The 19,112-nt window shown below is 57.3% G+C and carries 24 protein-coding genes and 1 pseudogene; 16 read left to right on the top strand and 9 right to left on the bottom strand.

Translation table 11 applies throughout. The annotated features are described in order from the left end of the window. Positions 1-35 precede the first annotated feature (35 nt). Positions 36-155, top strand: a pseudogene (locus EXE41_RS00995) (NTP transferase domain-containing protein); the annotation flags it as partial. Between the two features lie 79 nt (positions 156-234). Next, complete coding sequence (locus EXE41_RS01000; RefSeq protein ID WP_137690054.1) at positions 235-489, top strand: UPF0175 family protein; 255 nt, start codon at positions 235-237, stop codon at positions 487-489. 27 nt (positions 490-516) lie between these two features. On the opposite strand, the gene EXE41_RS01005 is transcribed toward EXE41_RS01000, so the two are convergent. Continuing rightward, entirely contained in the window at positions 517-945 is a 429-nt protein-coding gene (locus EXE41_RS01005; protein WP_137690055.1) for a DUF86 domain-containing protein, read from the bottom strand. Then, on the bottom strand, positions 946-1,386 hold the full coding sequence (locus tag EXE41_RS01010) for a nucleotidyltransferase family protein (protein WP_137690056.1): 441 nt from the start codon (positions 1,384-1,386) through the stop codon (positions 946-948). Between the two features lie 156 nt (positions 1,387-1,542). On the opposite strand from EXE41_RS01010, the gene EXE41_RS01015 reads away from it, so the two are divergent. Continuing rightward, on the top strand, positions 1,543-1,809 hold the full coding sequence (locus EXE41_RS01015; protein WP_137690057.1) for an NTP transferase domain-containing protein: 267 nt from the start codon (positions 1,543-1,545) through the stop codon (positions 1,807-1,809). Between the two features lie 423 nt (positions 1,810-2,232). On the opposite strand, the gene EXE41_RS01025 is transcribed toward EXE41_RS01015, so the two are convergent. Continuing rightward, positions 2,233-2,913: a winged helix-turn-helix domain-containing protein gene (locus tag EXE41_RS01025; RefSeq protein WP_241987167.1), complete on the bottom strand. Its 681-nt coding sequence runs from the start codon at positions 2,911-2,913 to the stop codon at positions 2,233-2,235. Positions 2,914-3,159: 246 nt separating this feature from the next. On the opposite strand from EXE41_RS01025, the gene EXE41_RS01030 reads away from it, so the two are divergent. From EXE41_RS01030 to EXE41_RS01040, 3 genes are all read left to right on the top strand, one after another. After that, complete coding sequence (locus EXE41_RS01030; protein ID WP_137690059.1) at positions 3,160-4,155, top strand: hypothetical protein; 996 nt, start codon at positions 3,160-3,162, stop codon at positions 4,153-4,155. 165 nt (positions 4,156-4,320) lie between these two features. Further along, complete coding sequence (locus EXE41_RS01035; protein ID WP_137690060.1) at positions 4,321-4,680, top strand: hypothetical protein; 360 nt, start codon at positions 4,321-4,323, stop codon at positions 4,678-4,680. A gap of 121 nt (positions 4,681-4,801) precedes the next feature. After that, positions 4,802-4,966 carry a DUF433 domain-containing protein gene (locus tag EXE41_RS01040; RefSeq protein WP_241987168.1) on the top strand — a complete coding sequence of 55 codons (165 nt, stop codon included), beginning with the start codon at positions 4,802-4,804 and terminating at the stop codon, positions 4,964-4,966. Positions 4,967-4,984: 18 nt separating this feature from the next. On the opposite strand, the gene EXE41_RS19165 is transcribed toward EXE41_RS01040, so the two are convergent. Then, on the bottom strand, positions 4,985-5,140 hold the full coding sequence (locus EXE41_RS19165) for a hypothetical protein (protein ID WP_199240841.1): 156 nt from the start codon (positions 5,138-5,140) through the stop codon (positions 4,985-4,987). 128 nt (positions 5,141-5,268) lie between these two features. Between EXE41_RS19165 and EXE41_RS18965 the strand changes: the two genes are divergently transcribed. After that, entirely contained in the window at positions 5,269-5,445 is a 177-nt protein-coding gene (locus tag EXE41_RS18965; protein WP_158294378.1) for a hypothetical protein, read from the top strand. Positions 5,446-5,574: 129 nt separating this feature from the next. Continuing rightward, the gene (locus EXE41_RS01050; protein ID WP_241987169.1) at positions 5,575-5,802 is read left to right on the top strand and encodes a sugar phosphate nucleotidyltransferase; all 228 of its coding nucleotides are present in this window, start codon (positions 5,575-5,577) and stop codon (positions 5,800-5,802) included. A 93-nt stretch (positions 5,803-5,895) separates the two neighbouring features. Here EXE41_RS01050 and EXE41_RS01055 read toward each other — a convergent pair whose 3' ends face one another. The 3 genes from EXE41_RS01055 to EXE41_RS01060 form a co-directional block, all read right to left on the bottom strand. Beyond that, complete coding sequence (locus EXE41_RS01055; protein ID WP_137690061.1) at positions 5,896-6,564, bottom strand: hypothetical protein; 669 nt, start codon at positions 6,562-6,564, stop codon at positions 5,896-5,898. Positions 6,565-6,584: 20 nt separating this feature from the next. Then, a complete protein-coding gene (locus EXE41_RS18970) occupies positions 6,585-6,752 on the bottom strand; it encodes a hypothetical protein (RefSeq protein WP_158294379.1) in 168 nt (55 codons plus the stop codon). Between the two features lie 72 nt (positions 6,753-6,824). Further along, positions 6,825-7,502 carry a helix-turn-helix domain-containing protein gene (locus EXE41_RS01060; protein ID WP_137690062.1) on the bottom strand — a complete coding sequence of 226 codons (678 nt, stop codon included), beginning with the start codon at positions 7,500-7,502 and terminating at the stop codon, positions 6,825-6,827. 237 nt (positions 7,503-7,739) lie between these two features. Here EXE41_RS01060 and EXE41_RS01065 point away from each other — a divergent pair, with 237 nt between their 5' ends. Together EXE41_RS01065 and EXE41_RS01070 are read left to right on the top strand one after the other, a co-directional pair. Beyond that, entirely contained in the window at positions 7,740-8,273 is a 534-nt protein-coding gene (locus tag EXE41_RS01065) for a nucleotidyltransferase family protein (protein WP_137690063.1), read from the top strand. A 573-nt stretch (positions 8,274-8,846) separates the two neighbouring features. After that, positions 8,847-9,401 (top strand): helix-turn-helix domain-containing protein, encoded by a 555-nt coding sequence (locus EXE41_RS01070; RefSeq protein WP_137690064.1) that lies wholly within the window; start codon positions 8,847-8,849, stop codon positions 9,399-9,401. Positions 9,402-10,657: 1,256 nt separating this feature from the next. Here the strand turns inward: EXE41_RS01070 and EXE41_RS19455 are convergent. After that, entirely contained in the window at positions 10,658-11,149 is a 492-nt protein-coding gene (locus EXE41_RS19455) for a hypothetical protein (RefSeq protein ID WP_137690065.1), read from the bottom strand. A gap of 1,116 nt (positions 11,150-12,265) precedes the next feature. On the opposite strand from EXE41_RS19455, the gene EXE41_RS01080 reads away from it, so the two are divergent. The 4 genes from EXE41_RS01080 (at position 12,266) to EXE41_RS01100 (ending at position 16,819) form a co-directional block, all read left to right on the top strand. Then, positions 12,266-13,282: a hypothetical protein gene (locus tag EXE41_RS01080; protein WP_137690066.1), complete on the top strand. Its 1,017-nt coding sequence runs from the start codon at positions 12,266-12,268 to the stop codon at positions 13,280-13,282. A 61-nt stretch (positions 13,283-13,343) separates the two neighbouring features. Next, positions 13,344-15,716 (top strand): hypothetical protein, encoded by a 2,373-nt coding sequence (locus EXE41_RS01085; RefSeq protein WP_241987170.1) that lies wholly within the window; start codon positions 13,344-13,346, stop codon positions 15,714-15,716. Between the two features lie 467 nt (positions 15,717-16,183). After that, positions 16,184-16,453: an AbrB/MazE/SpoVT family DNA-binding domain-containing protein gene (locus EXE41_RS01095; RefSeq protein WP_004598872.1), complete on the top strand. Its 270-nt coding sequence runs from the start codon at positions 16,184-16,186 to the stop codon at positions 16,451-16,453. A gap of 15 nt (positions 16,454-16,468) precedes the next feature. Beyond that, entirely contained in the window at positions 16,469-16,819 is a 351-nt protein-coding gene (locus tag EXE41_RS01100; protein WP_137690069.1) for a type II toxin-antitoxin system PemK/MazF family toxin, read from the top strand. A 199-nt stretch (positions 16,820-17,018) separates the two neighbouring features. On the opposite strand, the gene EXE41_RS01105 is transcribed toward EXE41_RS01100, so the two are convergent. Further along, positions 17,019-17,198: a hypothetical protein gene (locus tag EXE41_RS01105; RefSeq protein WP_004598870.1), complete on the bottom strand. Its 180-nt coding sequence runs from the start codon at positions 17,196-17,198 to the stop codon at positions 17,019-17,021. 964 nt (positions 17,199-18,162) lie between these two features. On the opposite strand from EXE41_RS01105, the gene EXE41_RS01115 reads away from it, so the two are divergent. Together EXE41_RS01115 and EXE41_RS01120 are read left to right on the top strand one after the other, a co-directional pair. Then, the gene (locus EXE41_RS01115; RefSeq protein ID WP_094521382.1) at positions 18,163-18,489 is read left to right on the top strand and encodes a hypothetical protein; all 327 of its coding nucleotides are present in this window, start codon (positions 18,163-18,165) and stop codon (positions 18,487-18,489) included. Continuing rightward, positions 18,479-19,093, top strand: coding sequence for a hypothetical protein (locus EXE41_RS01120; protein WP_137690070.1), 615 nt, complete (start codon positions 18,479-18,481; stop codon positions 19,091-19,093). Before EXE41_RS01115 ends, EXE41_RS01120 begins: the two co-directional genes overlap by 11 nt. The last annotated feature ends 19 nt before the right edge of the window (positions 19,094-19,112 follow it).

The raw sequence follows: 19,112 nt of genomic DNA on the forward strand, positions 1-19,112 counted from the left end.
ATGCGGTTAGGTGACCGGCATGTGGCGTCTCCCGTATGGACGCGGTCATTCCCGCCGCCGGGCGCGGCAGTCGACTCGGCGAGCTGACGGCGGACCGACCGAAGGGACTCGTCGAGGTCGCGGGACGGCCCCTCCTCGCGCACGTCTTCGAGACGGCGTCAAGACAACAAACGTCGTGACTGAAGCGAGTGAACGAACGGCGTTACTAAGTAGCACGACGCTGGATCCAACGACATGAGCAGCATCGATCTCCCGGCGGACGTGTTGGACGCGATCGCGGCACCACCGGAGGATCGCGAACCGATTGTCCGGCAGGAACTCGCGGTGTCGCTGTACCGGGAGGAGTACCTGTCCTTCGGAAAGGCACGAGAGCTAGCCGGCCTTTCGAAGGCGGAGTTCCATCGGCTCCTCGGAGAACGCGGGGTGGAGCGACACTACACCGAGGAGGATCTCGCGCTCGACGTCGAGTACGCGCGAGAATACATCTGATCCGGTCGAGCGAGAACAGACCACGTTTCACGACCGTCGATCCTGAAGCCACTGTGCGACCTCCTGCTGGAATCGCTTGAACCAATGGAGGTCCTCGTGTAACACCTCATACACCACGTCGTGGTCGATCTCTCCGTACCGATGTGCGAGGACATTTCGAAACCCAACGGCTTCCTCGATTTTCTGCTGTGTGTCACGAGAGATGATCTCCAACTCACCGAGTGCCCGTATCTCTTCTTTCGCCGTTCCACCCGACGAGATACCGTTCGCTGCGCGGACGTGTTGTGCGAGATCGATACAGGACTGGATTAGATTCATCAGCGTTCGTTCGACTGCTCGCTGTAGTACGACGTCCGAAACGTACTCCTCTTTCGGGATCCCTCGCATCTCCGCGAGATCGTTCGTGTACTCGTGCGCCCGCTCCAGTTTCGTCGCGACGACCTCCTCGTCCACCATCTAGATGTCTCCTCTCGCAAGCCGATCGATGAACTCGCGCCGGTCCCGTTCCCGATCGGCGGCAGTTCGATCGTATTCGGCGTCTATCTGCTCACGGTAGGCGGCGATCTCTCGTTCGTCACCGACCAGCCGAACTCCTTCCTGGAGGGCTGCGCGTGCGATCGGAAGAGGAAGGTCCTGAATGTCGCTAACGTCGACGAAGCCGTCCGCATACCCTTGGAGATCCGTGTCGATACGGTTCCGTCGACGGAAGCGTTCTTTCGGGGATAGCTCCTCAGAGAATCGAAGGGCGACATCGACGTCGGACGAGTCGTGTGTCTCTCCTCGGACTCGGGAGCCGAACAGGACCGCGAAGCGGACATCCGTCGCCGCGAGATATCGGCGGAGCGCCGCCACGTCCACGCCGTCGATTGCCGACCCGCCGTGATTCGACTCCACCATGTCGCGTTCCTACGTGCCGGGCGACAAAACCGTTTGTGACTATCACGGTCGTTCGCCGGCTCGGCTCGATCGGCCGTCGAGCGAGAGTCGTGGGAGGTCACGGGAAGCGATAGCCCCGTCGATGGGGTTAGGTGACCGGCGTGTGGCGTCTCCCGTATGGACGCCGTGATACCCGCCGTGGGCCGTGGGAGTCGGCTCGGTGAGCTGACGGCGGACCGACCGAAGGGACTCGTCGAGGTCGCGGGGCGGCCCCTCCTCGCGCACGTCTTCGAGACGGCGGTCGAGGCCGGTGCCGACGAGCTGGTCGTGATCGTCGGGTACGAGGCGGGTCAGATCATCGACCGGTTCGGTCACGCCTTCGAGGGGATTCCGATTACGGCAAGCCGTTTTGCGCGTTCACCAAACTCTCATCACCGCGCCTGACTGCTGCCCACCACGTCTTCAGGACAGCAATTGTGACAAGTGTCGGTGGTCGTTCGATCCCGATACAGGATTGCCTGTGTGCGTCGAGATCGCTTGGCGGATGAAAGTGCCGTACCGGCTTACTGGTGGTTTCATTCGCCCCTTCGCACCCGAACCTGAATTCCAGTCCGTCCTCCCGATAATGGTATTTGTAGTCTCCATTCTCCCACCACTGGATATCGAAGTACCCACCTCGCTCGTGGATTCCAGGGGTGACAGTGACCCGTGCCGCTCTGATATCTTCTCCTTCCCGCTGTTTGAACGGGTGACCTTTCTGATACCGGTATCGGACTGTGACGACTCCGTTACCGAGTTGGTGGCGTATCTGCGCTACGCTCTCATCAATTGCTTCTGAATCAATTGGAGAGCCGTTCCCCATCCCCATTACTGGAGTTGGGGCTGATCGCCAGCGGGGCTCGTTGTCTGACTTCCCGTCTGTCTGTCTCTTGGTTCAGTTACGGTGGTTGCCTGTTCTTTTGCTTCTTTGAGGCGGTATGCCGCTCTGAGGTGGCTGAGTTCTCGTTCTGCTGTCCGCCAGTGAGAGACGTCGTCGAGTTCGTTCTGGGTGAGTTCCGTGTCTGAAATCAGGAGTTCCTCTGGATCGGCTGCGTCATATTTTGCTTTGTACGCTGCGAGCTCCTGTTTCACTCGGTGGATTTGATCGACGAGCGTTTCGCTCCCGGCGAGTCGCCTGATCTGCTTGAGAAGGTGCCACTCCGGGTCTCGACTGTACAGTTTTCCGGAGTCAGTCTGCTGACGTTTGACAATCCCTTCGGCAGCAAGCTTGTCGAGTGTGGTTCTGGCTTTTGTTTCTGAGACGAGCGCTGTCTCTGCGATGTCGCCCGCCGATCTCGGAGTCGTCGTTCTATCGATCACCGTGCGAATTCGCTCGTTCGCGGTGGTTTCGTGTTTCCACTCTGCGGCCGCGAACTCATCGATATCCTCGAAGCCATCGTCAGCAACGGCGAACGGGTCAATATCAGCCACGGTTACCGGATCGTTCGGTAGTTCCGCTTCGGTGGGAAACTCGTCGGGGCCGTCAGGAGGCAGTGGCTTGTCAGGCATACGCTACGCTACGCCCTAAGCACACATATATTTTGCTGGCACAGATATCTGTGCTTCGGGGTTTGGTCTCGATGGTCTCGAGAGCGAGGCCGTAGGGTTGTTGGTGCGGGCAGGGTACGAGGTGACGACGGCTCGGCTGGGTGAACTACCCCACCCTACTCAGCCACTGGCGTGGCTTCGTTGAGGGTGGGGTATTTCACTAATCAAAGAAGGAACACATTTTGCCCACATACCTGTAGTAGGACTATGGCTCACGAGTGCGACGATTGCGGAGAGTCGTTCGAGACACTCACTCGTCTTCGCCTCCACGACTGTGGCGATGTCCAACCAGAGACAACCGTTGGCTCGGTTGATCTCAAGCAGTCACAATCCACAGGTTCATCGCCAGCCGACGAACGAAACAGGTCCGTGACCGAACTTGAGACCCTACTCGACCGGTTCTCGGATGGTGACAGAGACGCCCTCCACTGCGCAGTCGTCGAGTTCGAGTCGGCGCTCTCGGCTGCACTCGAGGAAGCCAACAGTGGCGATACATACCGGGACGTGTTCTGGCCGTACCACGAGCGGGTTAGTGACGCCCTTGACGAGGCGGCGCGATCAGCGGGCTGGAAATTCCTCGAGGATGTGATCGATGCACACGATCCGACTGCGGATGACAAGATTCCGCTTGTGACGCCCACGATCGCGAATGCCGTAGGACGGAATCTGATCCGCACGCGGTTGACCGACGGTGTGTCGGCGATTCCAGTTGCGGCACTCGAATACCTCGATGCCATCGCAGTCACTGCCGACGATACGGCCGATACTGCGCGGGAGGAAGTCCATGCGTACGGGTGGGGAATCGGCCATCCCGACCACCCGGTGGCCGACCATCTCCGCGCCCGCGCCTCAGAAGACATTTTCTCCGTCAACCCGACGCTCGAACACGCGTTCTACGCTGACCAGTACGCGGCAGTCGATCTGCTCGAAACGTTGGTGAGAGACGAGTCGATCAACGGAACGCTCCCTCGCATCAGCTGTGACGATATGCCGTATCGTCGCTACTTGTTCGATTGCGCCTACGGCCTGAAGACGGACAACCACTGGCCAGGGATGCCGCGGTACTACGACTGGGACGAGGAATTCGACTACACGTTCGAGCTGGACGAAACAGTCGAACAGCGCATCCGTGATCTCGTCGAAGAAGCCGGCTTCGACGCAAACCTGCCAAACGACTGGACGTTCCGCGATCTCGGTATCTGAGCGAACCACCCTCACGCTTTAGGGTCGCCTGAAAGATCGGCTCGCCACGAGCGACGACCCCGAGGCCACGGAACTTCGCGAGGAGATCGAAGAACTGGAGAGCCGGATCGAAGAGTTGACACAGTTTAAGACCGGACGAAAGTATCACACCCGGTCGAGAGTAGAATGATCAGCGGACTCCCCAACCGGCCGCTCTTAGCTAGCGAGACACTCACAGTGTCCCACGAGCGTGACGACTTACTCGTGATGCCGGCGACTCCGGACAGTCTTGTCGGAGACGACGGAACGCTTGGCGGTATTCGGGACATCCTCGTGTTCACGGCGAACGTCGTGGCGTCTCTTACATACACCGACCCGGACGGCTGGACAGTCGTGGCAAAGGCTACTGATCCATCAAAATTTGAAGTCGTCCTCGATTCGCTCATCGAATTTCGGGGCGATAGCCTCGCAGACGAAGACAAAGCCGAAATTGTCGAGACGATCGCCGAAGCCTACGAGACGTTCACGGAACGGACGCCCCGGTGAACTGTCTACGTCAATCCAAGACACCCACCGCAGCGGGAGGATCCGGTGGCGGCCGGCACCATGCGACCCCTCCCGAAGGAGTGAACGGATATCGGTCGTCTATTGTGGTATCCCCTCGATCGTGCGAGACGAGGCGACTCGCTCCGGTGAGCCGTGTGTAGAGGGGACGCGGGTCACTGTCCGCGATATCAAGCGGCGCGTGATCGATGCCGAGGGGGATCCACACGTCGTCGCCGGCGGGTACGGGATTTCGATGGCCGAGTGTTTCGGCATGCTCGCGCAGTAGTGGAAGCGCGTCGAACGGCTAGCCGACGAACACACGCATGCGGAACTCCGGGAGTGCTTGGATCACCTCCTCGAAGAGGACGCTGACCGCCAGCAGTCGTTCGGTGTGCCCTCTCCCGATTCGGTTGAAGTTGCTCGGATCGACGACGGTGGGCACGCAGCGGTCAACGATCAACTCGAGTCGCTGTCTCGGTGGCGAGTGGCCCGACACGATATCGACCTGCTCCAGCAGGCCGTCTCACGGGCAGCCGATCGGCAACGTGACGGCGGCGACCTCGGTGCGTCCGTCTGACTCGGAAGGGCATGCCGGACGAAACACTGCCCGATGACGTGCCCGCCGGTGGTCGACTCGACCGGACGACGATGCGAACGCTCGGCCGGCGGGCAGCGACACATCCGCTCGTCGACTCGTGGGCGTTCGAACCCGACGCGATCTCGCTCGACTCCACCGCGTATCCCGACGCGGGTCACTCCGCGTGAACCTCCTCTGGGCCACGCCCTGAGACACTTGACCTGCTCCGCTCATGGATCGAAGGGGAAGTCGGCCCGAGACCCTCACGTACATCCCGGAAGCGCTCGTGAACCGGCAGCAGACCGAGAGTCTTCAGCATGATCGAGACGGACGATGAGGGGCGCGTGACGCGAATCGTCGAGAAGCCGAGCGAGCCGTCGTCAACGCTCGTCACGATCGGATGGGACATCCTGTCCAAGGATGTCTTTCACGCCTGTGCGCTGCTCAGGCCGTCTGCCGAGGACGAGTACCAGCTGAGCGAGGCCGTGGGTCGTTGGTGCGGGCGGGGTACGAGTTGGCGACCGTGCGGCTCGGTGAGCGCGTGAACGTGAACACGTCGGAGGACGTAGAGCGGGCAAGTGAGTTAGTGGATCGACAGTCTAGCCGGAACAGGCAGTGAAATCAGGGGACCATTCAGATTACGCATTGTTGCTCCAACGAATCAGATCATTCCAGAAATCACTAAAACAGGTATATAAATTTGCGAAGTAGCACATCGGATGTGTTTCTTCATTCTCATCGATACCCCAAAGATAATCACCGACATCAGCAAGCTCTCCATTTCCGCGGGGATCAAAACGTGTTTTGTGAAAGTAAACCCTCATGTATGTTGAGTCAGACTCAGTCCGTTCTCTGATACTGAGACAGCGATAATTTCCATGTGTGAACTGATTTCGAACCCCCCAAGCGAACACTACCTTCCTCACAAACGGGGGAAGGGTGGGGTCTGCGCGCTCCGAGCCTCTGACGAACGTGTCCTTGTCGATCGTTTGATCGACACACGAGTTCAGAAACGGGTGGATCTCTTCGACCAACGAATAGATCGACGAGAGGTAGTTATGGATATCCGCATAGATGTTCGCTCGAAGCCCCTCCGTATCCGACTGCTCTACGGGATCATAATACACGAACCCGTCCGTGGCAATATCATCACAGAGCCCGCTAAGGCGGGTGAAGTTGATGTCAACGATCTGTTTTGAGTACCGAAGACGCTTGATCACCTCTTCCGACGGCGTTCCTGTCGGTCCCTCTGTGTGGCCCAGTAGCTGATCGATGGAATTAGTGGACCCGCCGTTGGTGCCACTCATTGCGACCTACCGAAAAAGGGTTAATCGTCAGAAAACATCCGGCGACGGTCCGTGGACTCCGACTCGGATTTTTCGGTATCGACCTGCTCTTCGGCCAGCTCGTGCCAGCCCCGGGCCACCGTTTCGATGGACTGGCCGGTCGCGTCGGCAACGTCTTCAGCAGTCACGACGTGGTCGGGGTCCACCATCTCACTTAGGTACAGTCACTGACTCAACTAAAAGACTTCGAATATTGGGTTCGAGGCAGTTCAAGTCCTGTATCAATCAGATACTCCGTCAGGGTCGGGGAGATCCATTTCGTCAGCCACATCCGGGAACAGATATTCAAAGAATGGATCATGGTCTCGGCCAACGGCCAGTGCCGGTTTGAGTGCGTAGACGATCATCATTGCTTCCGTTTCGCGAACGTCGATATCAGTGGCGACCATCCGTTGGGTCGTCTTACCCGCGAAATGGAGTCCAGCCCCCCGTAGCGCAGCGATAAGTTTCCCGATACCGTAGCGGTCGATGAAATACTCAATATCCTCGTCGACTTCTTGGAGCGCGAGGGCGTGGAGGACGGTCGGTGTGATGACGATCGGGGCGTACTGCTCGACGATGACGATCGGATCAGCAGTCAGTTGCTGGGGGCGTGTTGAGTCATCACGGTCGACGAGTCCGAGATCGACCAGTTGATCGACATACTCGTAGGTCGTTGATTTCGAGATATCGAGTGCCTCCGTGATCTCCGGCGGGGCAACCGGCCCCCAGTAACACACGTAGACGTAGACGCGGGCCAGTGCTGGGTTGTTGAGCAGCTGAACGACTGTCTCAAGTCGCGGAGCGTTTCGGGCCAGCGTCTCTGGCTTGAGCGCCTCTTCATCCATCACATCTCTCGGTGGCGGATCCAGCGCGTCGATCCCGCCGTCCGAACGAACACGATCGTGATCAGCGGTCATAGTTTTTTGTTCGAAGTCTATGTACTTCAGACTATCGCCGCAACAACTGTCACAACGCCCGTGACCACGTCCATGCGGGACCAGAGGCCCCAATATCCGGCGACGATACGACACACCCGACCGACTGGCGTGACGTCCTCTCGACGGTGCTTTCGGAGATCGAAGCCCGCCAACGTGGCTTCTGGACCGGGTAGTTCCGTCGATGCGGTTAGGTGATCGGCGTGTGGCGTCTTGCGTATGGACGCCGTGATACCCGCCGCGGGCCGTGGGAGTCGAATCGGCGAGCTGACGGCGGACCGACCGAAGGGACTCGTCGAGGTAGCGGGGCGGCCCCTCCTCGCGCACGCCTTCGAGACGGCGGTCGACGCCGGGGCCGACGCACTGGTCGTGATCGTCGGGTACGAGGCGGCCCAGATCGTCGACCGGTTCGGTGATGACTTCGCGGGCGTTCCGATTACGTACGTCCACCAGCGCGAACGGCTGGGACTTGGGCATACCGTGCTTCAGGCCGAGCCGCACGTCGACGGAACGTTCCTGCTCGTGAACGGCGACAACGTCTTCGCGGGGAGCGTCGCGCCGGCGGTGGAGGCTATCGGAGAGGCAGATGCCGCGCTCGCGGTCGAGGAGGTGTCGCCCGCGGTCGCGACGACGGCCGGCGTGGTCGAGACGGACGAGGCGGGGCGCGTGACGGGACTCGTCGAGAAGCCGGCCGAGCCGTCGTCGACGCTCGTGACGACCAAGTGTTACGTGCTTCCGGAGCTTTCTCCGTAACTCGATTGATGATCTCGCGACGGTTTCGAGTCTCACTCACGAACCGAGCGCGCGAGAACTCACAGACCGCCCCCGGCGGGAACTCACAGACCGCCCCCGGCGGGAACTCACAGACCGCCCCCGGCGGGAACTCACAGACCGCCCCCGGCGGGAACTCACAGACCGCCTCTGGTGGAGGCCGGTGCGATCTCCATGTCGGACCACTGTGAGGCACGGTGTGGGGCATCGATATGACTGTAGAGCAACGATGCTGAAAACCGCAAGAAGGCGGCGACTTTAGGGCATAAGAGACCGACTGATATAATACTAATAACCATACGTATCACCCCTGCCGAGAGAACGTGAGTACTGATTCAGGAGGGACCCAAGAGGGGCAGAGTAGTTTCCCGACCACTCTGGGCAAACCGACAGGTGGCGACCACCGCTAGGGCCCCACCGCTCAATAGCGCTCGCACGGGGCGACACGACCTTTCGACGACCACTTGGAAACCACCGCTGACCCAGTAGACTGGTCAGGCACAGGACAGTCCTAACGCAACAGCTTTTAGAAAACAACTGGGAATATCTCTGGTAATGAGCGACTCAGGACCCGTCCAACGACACCTCTCCGAGACAGCACTGGATCAGGAGCTGAAGGCGGCCGAGAGCGGGGAACGCGCTCGGCGACTCGGATTTATTAAGAGTCTGTATCAGGGAGACTCCGTGTCGGACGCAATTGCTCGAGAGGGACACACAACATCAACGGGGTATCGGTGGCGCCAAAAGTGGAACGAGGGCGGCGTTGACGGCTTACTCCCGGACTATGGCGGCGGACGACCACCAAAACTATCACCGGCAGCAGAGACAGCGTTTCTTGACGAGATTGCCCAGCGACAACCAGTCTCGACAACCACAGTCGAAGCCATCCTCAAAACCGAGTTTGACGTCGAGTACGCGGCCGACTATCTACCCCGGAAACTCGAATCCATCGGGCTCACGTATCAACCACCGGCCCGCGAGCATGTTGATCGACAGGCGGTTCTTGAGATGGTTGAATGGGATGACAAAGCCCCAGTTGAAAATACCGGTCGACATCCTTACAACGAGCAGTCAAGCCGGACCGAAGCAGGCTGGGCCATCGCGGAGTAATCGGCGTTTGGAGGCGTCTCATGGCTCATTCCAGTGTTGGGATGGATCGTTCGAAGGAGCACAGCAAGATCCACGAATACGGTCTGTTGTTCCCAATAGTTTTCTTTCAAATCCACTTCAATCGATTGGAATATAATTATTCTGATATACTTGTACTGATCTATCAGACTCTCCGTTTGGTGCGTCGACATTGGGAGGGTACTTACAGATCCTGTTACTGGTTCGCATTGGGTGGTGGATCCACCACCGGTATGTCCGCCAACAGAGATTGGTGTCCAGTACTGGTACGGTGTCTTGCTCACGGCCGCGTTGATCTGCGACGGGGACGCTTCGATCTGCGATGCTGACGCGAGAGCCAATCGGACGGTATCTTCTCTCACGATCGGGGCCGGCCGATCCGAATCGATTCCACCCAAGCAGCGAGTAGTCACGCAACGACTCGAACCGCGATCCGTTTGGGTAGGGATTTCCATTGCTGGTCAGTTTCGCAGATCGATTTTGGATCGGGTTCCACTGTGACTCGTCGGTGTATCAGTCGCAGTCAGCTGCTGAACCATGAGGCGGAGTCACAAACCCTTGGGTCGAGAGTTCTTCGCGACCACTCCGGCGACGAGTCGGGTGGGTCAGTTGCACTCCGTTGGGCGTGTCATGTAGTGGCATACAAGATCCGGAGATCCGATTCCAATTTTCCGACTCGCTGTTGGGGTCGGTTTGTGGAGAGCGTGATCGGTTCGGCGGTGGAGCTGATTCGGCGTCGAGTGGTGGGGTGCGTTTCGGCGGGAGTGCTCTCAGTCTGGGATCAGTGCTGGCTGTCGTGGCAGGCGTGATTCGTCATCGTGGGGGTTCCGATCGCGACTCGGTTGGCGTTGGCCCGGGACATCGCAACTGACGGTCGACAGTGCGTCGTCGCGACTGGGCTGGTTGGCCCGGGACACATCCCGGCCCGGTTGGTGCGTCGTCGATCGACTGCGACCGTATTACCGATTCTTGCTACAGGGATCGTTTCGACTGGAGTCGGCTACTGACAGCGATTCAGTAGTCGGGATCTGTTGGGGCTGCTACAACAGAGCGTACCCAACTCGAATTTGGTTGGTGGGTTGGCACCGACGTGGCTTGGGGTGTGTTGCGAGCGGTTGGGTTGGTTGCTGTCTTGGGTCCCTCCTGAGATGGCTGCCGTCGGCTCTTGGTCACCCCGCAGTGATGGGTTCATATTAGTATTATATCAGTCGGTGTTTGGTGCCCTGAAGTTGCTCTCGTCATGCGATTTTGGTGGTTCCTTCCTTGCAGCTCAGTCGGTGCCCTCCAGCGTGCCCTCCAGCTGGGATCGGTGGTGTCTCAGTCCGGGGGCTGGGTCGTATCACAGGCTGTTGTCGACGAGGTCTCAGGTCAAGAATCGGGCGCAGCTGTTTCAGTATGCGTTGTATTGGTATCGAGAGCATCCTGGCAACCAGTATCGATCCGAACTCATCGGCGTCGTCGAACCAATACATTCCCACGACTGCTCTCCCAATATCCCAGCGATCCTCAACGGATTCTTCATCGATCCTCCGTCGATCCTCTGTCGATCCTCCGTCGATCCTCTGTTGATCCTCCGTCGATCCTCTGTCGATCCTCCGTCGATCCTCTGTCGATCCTCCGTCGATCCTCCAACGATCCTCCGGCGATCCTCCAACGATCCTCCAGCGATCCTCCAACGATTCTTCGTCGATCCTCCAGCGATCCTCCAACGATTCTCCAGCGATCTTCACGCAAACCACCCGTACTCTCGACGCAAACTTCTGGCACACTAGCAGCAACCTGACAGAGATCACGCGTTCGCTATTGACGAGTCCAGTACAGCTCACGTCACCACGCTAGCAGCACGCACCGGAGGCTCCCCAACTACCAGAGACCACAGTTTGAATCGCTCACAGACTAACGCTGGACCGTTCATACACTACCCTCACAGACAACAGCGCACAACGAGAGCCCACGCGGAGACATGACCAGTCCCATGCTGCGGCCAGACGCGATCCAAGAGCAAGCCAGGAGCGAGCCCAGCTGAACGATCGGTCTGGACAGCTCCAAAGGTAACTCACGGACAGCCCAGTGCGTCCGTATGAACTGGCGACTGTCAACGCACTCTCTCAACAGATCGTAGCGACTATCGCATCTTGAAACACCCAACCAGCACGGAGAAAGAACGCGACACACACGCAAGCGATCCGAACGGCTGCTGCCAGCATCCGGTTCCAGCCACTCTGAGGATCAGCGACGGATGCGCTTGGGCCCCAGATCAGCGTCAATGAATTCACGACTCCGTATCAGAAGATCGTCCAGCGAACACCACGAGTAGTCCACCGCAAGGTACCCCGCACGTTTCGAAACCATGCGCAGTGCGTTCTCCAGTCCAAGTGAGACACCACGCTCCCCCAACGACGCCTCAACAAAACCTCACCGATGACCCCCCGACACTCCAACGAAACCTCACTGATGACCTCCCGACACTCCAACGAAACCTCACTGATGACCCCCCGACACTACAACGAAACCTCACTGATGACCCCCCGACACTCCAACGAAACCTCACTGATGACCCCCCGACACTACAACGATTAAACCGCTACAACAAACTCACACCTCGACGACCAAACCGCTACAACAAACTCACACCTCGACGACCAAACCGCTACAACAAACTCACACCTCGACGACCAAACCGCTACAACAAAAAGAGACATCCACAACTTCCCGGTGTTTTCTACAGAGATTGGTGGCTGCCTACGTGGGCTATTTATAAGTGTCAGTAACCACCCCTGACTCTAACAGCGATTTTTACATTCCCTATTGATGGTGGTCGTAGGGGGTCGACCCCCGAGACAACGATGAGCAAACACCAACCGATGTCGACGATGGCCGCCGATGTGCTGGCGGAAACCCCAGCCGTCGACGATGTCACGCACGCGCGCGAGAGCGGCCGCTCGGGCGTACAACTACGCTGCCGGATTAACGGCGAACCGACGGATGTAACGATTGTCACGTCTTCACAGACGCCTCAACGAGCAGTTCGCGCGGCGTCTGCGGCTACCCAGCGTGATGCTCGTCACGTGATCGTGGCCCGAAATAAGCGGCTCGGTGCTCTCGTCACCCACTGGCTCCGAGATCCCGCTGCCGAAGCGACTGGCGACAGTCTTCAGTTCTATACTGGAACGGCAGTACTCGAACACGACGGCGCAGTGGTCGTCACCGCAAGCGAAACTGCTGCGCCAGCGTGGTGGGTCTGCGGGACTTTCCCCGACGCGGACCACGATCGTCGCTACGAGCTGCGGTCTGCTGGGGACGTTCTCGCAACCGCCGTCCTCGAAAATGAGAGTCTCACCCTCAAGGATGGGAGCTGGACCGACGTCGACCAGGAGCGGAGTCCAACGGATCGACCCGCCGTGACACCGACGACAGACTACCAGGCGGCCTCGGAGACGACGACGTGGACGCCAGTGAAACGGCCGCTTATCGTCGAGCCGACAGCACCGCTCACGGAGAGTACGGTGTATGCGCTCTCGGACGGATCTGATGACGGCGTCACGACGGTCGCGGGGCCGTCCGAACGCGGCGACGGTGCTGACACCGAAGCGAATCAGGAGATAGCTGCGCTCGTTAACCGGATATTCACGCAGTACACGGTCGACTCGCCGGGCGCGGGAATCGGCTACGAGGAGTTTTATACCGTGGTTACGCGCCACCTTGAGGCAGAAGGCTGCCCTCCATCGTATAAGAATCAGCTCGATTCCGTACTGAGTGCTGAACCGAACATTACAGTCAAACGCGTGCTTGAGGCTGGCGGGTCCCACCGCCAGATCTGTGGACGCGCGTGGGCTGTCCCCCCGTCGACAGTAGGCGAGTAACGCTGCCGACGGTCGGCTCTCTCGGACGCGAAGACACCGCAAAACGAGATCACAGTATCCAATGGCAACAACCCAATCGACACTAAACGAGGAAAGCGAATCAGCGTCGGCTGAGTCGGACTCAGAGCACGACTCGTCCGACTATCACCACAGCATCGGCGTTCGACCAACACTCACTGAAGGCTCCGACAAAGACCGGACAAGTGTTGTATTCGTGAAAGTTGACGCCTCAATGGCCGAGACGTTCGAGACTGGACCGGAACGGGGGGCGACAGTGATTGCTGATCTGTTTGATGACAGAAGGGATGATAATATTACAATCGACCAAGCCGAACAGTTCGCCTGGCCCGTCACCGATGGGATGATGTACGCGTTTCGGGCAGATACCCCGTCTCGAGAGTCAACGACCCAAGTAATAGTTACAAACCAGCCAGAGAGCGCTGATGCGCTCCCGGAACCGCTCCATACAACGTATCAGAAACTGACCAGCGAACTCCCGGAGTCACTTGATATCCGTATCGGGACACTCCCTTTGGAACTGTTCGGACCGTCGCCGGCGCTTGGAACGCGACTCGTGATGGAGGAGGAAAATCTGAAGCCTGCGCGTCGTGGGAGCGTGTCCGGGGCGGACGCGAACGCCCTCTTCGAGGACCTCGCCGGCGAACCGTTCCTCTATTACGCGCTGTACCGTCGGTCCAGCGGGCTCCCCGAAAGCTACGAATATCAGGTCACGGTCCGGATCTTCCTGTTTAATCCAGCATATAAGATCAGCACCGAAAGTGAGTACGCCGACTGTCTTCGGTACGGTCGAAAATGTGATCCTGCGGATTCGTTTGCGGACCTTGGGGTCTCGTCGAGTCTCGCCGTCATTGACGACGGGTACAATGTCTCGCTGTACGATGGATCGGTGGTGCCCGGCCGAGAGACTGAGCTTCCGGATTTTAGTTCGGGACAAGCGCGTATCACCGGCGAAAGAGAGTTCACACTGATGCGGCGGGGGCAGTACGGAGCGTCTGATATCCTTGAGGATCGCTGTGCGTATACGAGTCTTCTTGCTCGAGAGATCGATCTTGAACACTACGTCGGGCTGGGCACGGTCGATCCCGGCGGTGATCCCTGGCAGAACGCCCCACAGGCGACGGGGCTTGATATTGATGCTGTCGGTGTTGACCCCGAGAAACTGCTCCCGGATGAGGTCACAATTGGCGTTACAGAGCCGATCGAAGATGGCGAGTTCGACCCTGACCGGACAACGGCCAACGACGGCACTGATGAGCACTGGGAGCGGATTAAACGCGTCGCTGTCGCCTTCGACAACAACGGGTACGACGTGGAAATCGTCACCCAAGACACAGGATCGCGTCCAGATATCTGGATCCGGCGTGACGATGGCGAAATCTTCGCCGTCGAAGTCGAGTACCGAACACGGTCGAAGCCGGGAAGCTTCTATACGAATCTCATCCGGCAGGCAGTCTGGGGATATAAAACAATCACCGTAATGATACCACAGACGGACGACGACGGGCGTACCGAGTCACTCGACACACTCGGCTCATGGGCGCTGGACAAGCTCATGGCTCCGATGAAACAGCGTGATCCAACGAAAACACAGCTTCACAACTGCTCGGAGACGATTACTGTCGACGGCAAAACAATGCTGTTGCCGGAAGGGGTCTCTGAGTCTCAGTGGTGGTTGACCTGGGACGGTGAATATCTACTCGTTCATGACGGTGAAATACTCGCACGCGGGGACGCAACAGCGCCCTTTGAGGCGTTTGAGTTCAATCTGCCGCGATACTACAAGGACGACGGCCAGTGGGTTGTCGAAAACAAGTACGGCAAGCCCGTCCAGACATACGACGATGAGAGAGACATCGAACATACCAAAGTCCGTCAATGCCATCGGCCAGTTGATCTGAGCTATGTCCGATTCGTGGAGGCACTCTACTGTTATGATCCGGACACCGAAGAGCTCGTCCACCAAGAGATGACGGCCGAGTGGGACGTCGAGCAAGCCTCAAGCCGAAACGAACGGAGCCATCAACAGGCGTTTGAGACGTTCCTCGTCGAACACGAAACCGACGACGCGATTCTCGAACGGGACTGCCGGCCGTTTATCAGAGACTGGATCGGACGGCTCAGCACTCACGACCATCCGGGGAAAAATATTTACGGAAAGTACTTAAAAGACTACTACACGCGCAAGCGGATCGCAACGGAGTTTGGCACAGAGCCGGCCTATCTCGGTGTCTCGTTCCGCTATCCCCGCGGGCTCGTCTCCCCAGACCTACCCGGGCTCGACACGACGCCACACTTCCCTGGTCGCTGGAACATTGCTGCTGAAGACGTGCTCCGGGAGCCGTTGATTCACGGGCTTGCTGATCGGAGCGACGTTGAAGCGAAAGCGAAAGACAATCAAGAGACGGATAGCTAGCGCTGATAATAAACGAGCTATTGTACTGCTCCTTCCAATGAACAACCACACTACGCCTACCGGCTCGGCAGGTGAGACGGTTGCCATCTCTCAGGACGATGAGCTCCGCTTAAACACAGACGTGTATCACCCTCATTTTACCAATAGAAAGTACGTCCGGCTCGGAACACATCCGACCGTGGATCTGATTTTCGTGCGCCCGGTTGCCGTCGATACTGCGGACCCGTCAGAGGAGGATATTGCGTCTGCCTACAAGATAGATCATACTGGCTACACCGGTGAAGTGACGTGTCGACGGTTTCTCCAGCATCATAACTACCACCATACGGCTACGACGCAGTACGTTGCGGAGTGGTGGTCTGATCACGGTGTCTTATGTGTTGATCTTACAGATCCGGTGCCGACGTCTGAGCAGTCTTGATTACAGCACCGACACCCATATAGGTATGAAAAAAGTATGAATAGATATGCCAGAACACAAACGGAAAGTCGGAGACCGAGGTCAGGTGACAATTCCGAAAGAATTGCGGGACCGTCGTGGCATCGAAGGCGGTGACGAAATTGAATTCGTCGAAGTGAATGACAAGATTATACTCAAACCGCCGACAGATGAAGAACGGCTTGCTGAAGGATATCGAAAGAGAGCCGAGCGGTCTCGTGAGTTGGCTAAAGAAATGGAAGAAGCATCCGCAGAAGCAACCGGACATCTCGGTGACGCACCCGGCTGGAGCGAGTGAATTCTGGAGTCACGTGTGCAGGTACGCCGCGGCGACATTGTCATCGTTGAACTGAATCCCACGAAAGGGAGTGAGCAGCACGGAAAGAGCCGGCCCTGTGTTGTCATCCAGAACGATGTTGGGAATCAATATTCACCGACAACCATCATTGCTCCATTCACAACGCAGTACACGTCTGGAGACACGTACCCGTTCGAGGTGGAAGTACTAGCTTCGGATACTGCCCTCGATCACGATTCGGTAGCAGATCTGAGTCAAATCAGGGTCATCGACATTGACGAACGTATAAAAAAGAACATTGGATCTGTCCCGTCATCAGACATGGTGAAAATCGACTCGGCAATCAAAGATAGCCTCGGTATTTGAGCGAAACGTTCCGCCAGTATATCGAACTGGTAGAGACACACCCCTCATTTCGTCTGTTCATCGAGTCTCTGGTACCAAGGTTGGTGAAGACACACCCTGTCCCGTTTCGAGTATTTAAACCCAGGGGTAGCCTCTCGCACTCAATGCTAAAATACGAACTCAAGAATGGTTGCAGCGGCTGTAACAAGTATTCAGCTAGTTAGAGTGTTCCTTTCCGACGACGGATGATCAGCTCACGGACTCGTGCTTCGTGGTCGATGTCGCCTTGGAAGTACGCAGTCAGAATCGCCTCAACAACCTCTGAACGGCTTGCTTGGAGATCGACGCACTGCTCGGTCAGTTCATCCAGCTCCTCAACGAGTTCATCCGTGATGGACACGCCAAATTCCGTGTTTGACATCGATTAAACCTCCTGAAAGATTGTTGTAGCTGCTGTAATGTGATTTTACTGCTTGCTGTGATCGATGAGATTCTTCGCGGCACCACCATTTATATACTCGAAACGGGACGGACACACCCCTCGTTTCGTCTGTTTTGTGAGGTAGTATGTGGGGTAAGCTAACCCACCCCTAAAGGGCTGTCTCTTACCCACAGATCGAGTTGTTGTTGCGGTCGATAAATCCGACCGAAGCCCCGATATCTACAGAGCTAACACTCCTATGAGACGATTTTGCTCATCTCGCTTACCACATTCAGCAACCCCCCCACTGCCGATATCATCGCCCGGTTCACTCCTCACCTCGATCTTCCGAGAATAGATTGGGTTCGACAGCGTCTGAAACGTCTGTTTGGGACTCAGTGAACTTGTGGGTAAAAGACAGCTCTAAAGAGGTGGGTTTCCGCCTTGACCCTCTATGAGCCCTCACCCGCTGCCGACGGCGACGATCCTGTGGAGGCTACGTCGGATGCTGCGAGCGATCAGGGAGAAATTCCAAACTCGTCACCTCGTGACGACGAGCCGAGCACTGCGACTGAGACAGACGGTGGTCCGGAGTCCACTCCTGGTACAGGATCGATCGGAATCACGTTCGTTCCTGCGAGGTCGCCACGTCGTCGGATTCGGTTCGTCGAACGCGACGATGGACCCGGCTGGTGGCGGATTGACGACGAGTGGACCGGCTGTCGGTGGTGGCCGGTTGGTCGCGAACCGGTCGCTGAGGTGGAGCGTATGGGTGGGAGTGGCTTCGACGGAGAGTAATTTAGTGAGATAACACTTCGACAAAATTCCAGATACACATTCTTTCTTTGAGAAATATATACTTGAATTTACATTTTTCGCATTTTGTAGTAACAAATAGTTACACGTCATAACATATATCTCCCTCTACATCGAACGGTAGTGTATGAGCGGATCAAGCTATGATAAGGTGATCCAGTTCCGTGCCGGAGCCGAAAAAGAGGCCGCGGAACTCCTTGATGAGATTCACATCGGTGGCGTCAACGTGAGCGAACTCGCTCGCGTCGGCTTGGCCGAAATGCTCCGGCAGTCATTAGATGAACAGGACAAGATCGCGGTCTACGAACGATATAGTCGTGACGAGATTGGTGAGGATGTGGCTCGTGTTCTTCTTGGTGAAAAACTCGATAGAATGGAAGAAGAAAACAAGTCGTTCGAGGCAGCTATGGAACGAGACACATCTGAATTTCTGACGGGACGCAATGGCAAGTGAGGCTCGCTATCCGATACTGGCAGATACGAGTTCCTTGATCGCGGTTGCGAACACGACTCAGTGGGAACTCCTGAAAGACACCATCCACCTCACAACGACAAATGTCTGTAAGCACGAACTTCAGAACCACGTCAACTCAAACAAGTACCCTGAAGAAGGCAGCCGTGAATACTGCGTGAAGCACGGAAGCCAACGTGTTCTTGCGCATCTAGACGAAGACTCGTCGCCGTGGTCGTGCGTAACTATCGTTCCTCGCCCGCATGGGCCAGACGCAGGCGAGCAATCGCTCAAGCAAGAACTCTCTGAACATGCATCTCCGTATCAGATTGTCTCAATTCTTGACTCAGCGGCGAGACGTTCACTTCGGCGTCTCATCGAGGACAACGGGTACGACATTGACGTTGTGGGACCACCGTATCTCCTCTATATCTTGCTTGACAACGATCTCATCTCAAAGCCTGAATTCTGCGAAGCAACTGTGGAGATGATTCGGACGGAAGGATGGACTGGGTACGAGGTAGTGAAGAACGCGTGGACCAGCATTCCCGTTGATTGTTCCGAAATCCTTGATGACGAATATGATGACTCTCTTCCACCCAATTGACAGCCTCCTCTGCGTTCAC

This window comes from Halorubrum sp. SD690R, from assembly GCF_005435035.1.
Lineage (GTDB): Archaea > Halobacteriota > Halobacteria > Halobacteriales > Haloferacaceae > Halorubrum > Halorubrum ezzemoulense.

Coding starts and splice junctions, on each gene's coding strand:
- EXE41_RS01065 (WP_137690063.1), top strand. CDS start 7,740: ATGGACGCCGTGATACCCGCCGCGGGCCGTGGGAGTCGAATCGGCGAG.
- EXE41_RS01035 (WP_137690060.1), top strand. CDS start 4,321: ATGATCAGCGGACTCCCCAACCGGCCGCTCTTAGCTAGCGAGACACTC.
- EXE41_RS01095 (WP_004598872.1), top strand. CDS start 16,184: ATGCCAGAACACAAACGGAAAGTCGGAGACCGAGGTCAGGTGACAATT.
- EXE41_RS01025 (WP_241987167.1), bottom strand. CDS start 2,913: ATGCCTGACAAGCCACTGCCTCCTGACGGCCCCGACGAGTTTCCCACC.
- EXE41_RS01085 (WP_241987170.1), top strand. CDS start 13,344: ATGGCAACAACCCAATCGACACTAAACGAGGAAAGCGAATCAGCGTCG.
- EXE41_RS01080 (WP_137690066.1), top strand. CDS start 12,266: ATGAGCAAACACCAACCGATGTCGACGATGGCCGCCGATGTGCTGGCG.
- EXE41_RS01115 (WP_094521382.1), top strand. CDS start 18,163: ATGAGCGGATCAAGCTATGATAAGGTGATCCAGTTCCGTGCCGGAGCC.
- EXE41_RS01015 (WP_137690057.1), top strand. CDS start 1,543: ATGGACGCCGTGATACCCGCCGTGGGCCGTGGGAGTCGGCTCGGTGAG.
- EXE41_RS01070 (WP_137690064.1), top strand. CDS start 8,847: ATGAGCGACTCAGGACCCGTCCAACGACACCTCTCCGAGACAGCACTG.
- EXE41_RS18965 (WP_158294378.1), top strand. CDS start 5,269: ATGCCGGACGAAACACTGCCCGATGACGTGCCCGCCGGTGGTCGACTC.
- EXE41_RS01005 (WP_137690055.1), bottom strand. CDS start 945: ATGGTGGACGAGGAGGTCGTCGCGACGAAACTGGAGCGGGCGCACGAG.
- EXE41_RS01050 (WP_241987169.1), top strand. CDS start 5,575: ATGATCGAGACGGACGATGAGGGGCGCGTGACGCGAATCGTCGAGAAG.
- EXE41_RS01060 (WP_137690062.1), bottom strand. CDS start 7,502: ATGACCGCTGATCACGATCGTGTTCGTTCGGACGGCGGGATCGACGCG.
- EXE41_RS01120 (WP_137690070.1), top strand. CDS start 18,479: ATGGCAAGTGAGGCTCGCTATCCGATACTGGCAGATACGAGTTCCTTG.
- EXE41_RS01010 (WP_137690056.1), bottom strand. CDS start 1,386: ATGGTGGAGTCGAATCACGGCGGGTCGGCAATCGACGGCGTGGACGTG.
- EXE41_RS18970 (WP_158294379.1), bottom strand. CDS start 6,752: ATGGTGGACCCCGACCACGTCGTGACTGCTGAAGACGTTGCCGACGCG.
- EXE41_RS01000 (WP_137690054.1), top strand. CDS start 235: ATGAGCAGCATCGATCTCCCGGCGGACGTGTTGGACGCGATCGCGGCA.
- EXE41_RS01030 (WP_137690059.1), top strand. CDS start 3,160: ATGGCTCACGAGTGCGACGATTGCGGAGAGTCGTTCGAGACACTCACT.
- EXE41_RS01055 (WP_137690061.1), bottom strand. CDS start 6,564: ATGAGTGGCACCAACGGCGGGTCCACTAATTCCATCGATCAGCTACTG.